Raw genomic sequence first — 744 nt, forward strand, 5'->3', positions numbered from 1 at the left:
TTTTTTAATTACGGGTGGGTGTTTTGAGTGAGAAATGAATTGATAGAAATAATATTTTTTAAATAAAAGCCTTATTTTTATCTTTTTTTCGTATAATAAGATTTAAGTTAGTATTGATAGTGGTGCGTTAAGGTTTTTCAATCTTGTGCGATAAAATCAACGCTTCTTAATAAGCTCATAGTTTTAAATATTCAAAATAGTATAAAAAGGAAAGTCATGTATGCGGCTCATCCTGTTAAACCCCTAAAAGCCCCTAAACTCAAAACTCAATTTTTAAGGCGTGTGTTTGTGGGCGCGTCTATTAGGCGCTGGAATGATCAAGCATGCCCTTTGGAATTTGTGGAATTAGACAAACAAGCCCATAAAGCGATGATTGCGTATCTGCTCGCTAAAGATTTAAAAGACAGGGGTAAAGATTTAGATTTAGATCTTTTAATCAAGTTCTTTTGCTTTGAATTTTTGGAGCGCTTGGTTTTAACTGATATTAAACCCCCTATTTTTTACGCCCTCCAACAAACGCACAGCCAAGAATTAGCCTCCTATGTTGCGCAAAGTTTGCAAGATGAAATCAGCGCGTATTTTTCTTTAGAGGAACTCAAAGAGTATTTAAGCCATAGACCCCAAATTTTAGAAACTCAAATTTTAGAGAGCGCGCATTTTTATGCGTCTAAGTGGGAGTTTGATATTATTTATCATTTCAACCCCAACATGTATGGCGTGAAAGAGATTAAAGATAAAATTGAC

Annotated in this window: 1 pseudogene; it reads left to right on the forward strand. The window is 34.4% G+C overall.

The features are described from left to right. Positions 1–216: 216 nt before the first annotated feature. Positions 217–744, forward strand: a pseudogene (locus BZK24_RS07585) (HD domain-containing protein); the annotation flags it as partial.

It is taken from the genome of Helicobacter pylori (assembly GCF_001998165.1).
Lineage (GTDB): Bacteria > Campylobacterota > Campylobacteria > Campylobacterales > Helicobacteraceae > Helicobacter > Helicobacter pylori_DL.